The 915-nt window shown below is 59.5% G+C and carries 1 other RNA gene and 2 pseudogenes; 2 read left to right on the top strand and 1 reads right to left on the bottom strand.

The features are described 5' to 3' along the window. Together ACO59D_RS12245 and ACO59D_RS12240 are read left to right on the top strand one after the other, a co-directional pair. A pseudogene (locus ACO59D_RS12245) lies at positions 1–372 on the top strand (ammonium transporter); the annotation flags it as partial. A 9-nt stretch (positions 373–381) separates the two neighbouring features. Continuing rightward, positions 382–612 (top strand): annotated as a pseudogene (locus ACO59D_RS12240) (P-II family nitrogen regulator); the annotation flags it as partial. A 25-nt stretch (positions 613–637) separates the two neighbouring features. Here the strand turns inward: ACO59D_RS12240 and rnpB are convergent. After that, positions 638–915: RNase P RNA component class A (gene rnpB / locus ACO59D_RS12235), an RNA gene on the bottom strand; the annotation flags it as partial.

Here is a 915-nt window from a genome sequence, read left to right as displayed (position 1 = left end):
AGACAGGTCATATGCTATTTCACCTGCTCAAGGATGAAGGCGCGCTTTGGATGCGATGACGCGCTTGATGCTTTTGGATGTCACGGAATCGGCGGCGTATGGGGAGGCATTGCCACGGGGATCTTTGCGAGCAAGGCCGTCAACCCCAACCTGAGCTGGGACGGCCTTATCTATGGTGACGTAAGGCTCCTTGGGGTGCAGCTTGCCTCCACCGTGCTTGTTGCCGTTGTGGGTACGCTTGCTTGCATCCTCATCGTCCGCGCGCTTTGCGGTGGGGCCATCCGCGTGAGCGAGCGTGAGGAGCGAGAGAGGCTTGATCTCACCCAACACGGCGAGAGGGCATGCCCCTCCTTTATGGGCCTTGACGATTAGGGAGACAGCATGTTCAAAGTAGAAGCAATCGTGCGCGAGGAGCGCATGGAGGACGTGAAGGACGCTCTGCGCGAGATTGACGTACGTGGCATTACGGTGAGTCAGGTCATGGGGTGCGGTACGCAGCTTGGGTTTAAGCACCACGTGCGCGGCAGCGAGACAACCATGAACATGCTGCCCAAGGCTAAGTTCGAGATTGTCGTGTCCAATAAGGACTGGGCTGAGAAGACCGTGGATGCCATTGTTCGCGCCGACCGAGGCATAGGTGCGAAGTGGGCCTATGAGCCGGGTTCTGTCGAGGACGATCATTTATCTACGAGTGTCGTTACCGACGCCCTCTAGCGCGCAACCCGAGTGCGGTGCGGGCCACACCATAGCGCTCCTATTTGCGTTTGCTCCGGAAGGGGCTTGCCAAGCCGCCGTGTTGCCACGACGCTGGTGGTCTCTTACACCACCGTTTCAGCTTTTCTCTCACCCGCCAAGGCGGGCAGCGGGAGTCTTCTTTTCTGCGGCGCTTTCCGTCGGGTCACCCCGCCTGGCCGT

Source organism: Tractidigestivibacter sp., assembly GCF_057241865.1.
Note: the sequence above shows the minus strand (reverse complement) of the source record. Positions and strands in the feature narration are given on the sequence as shown.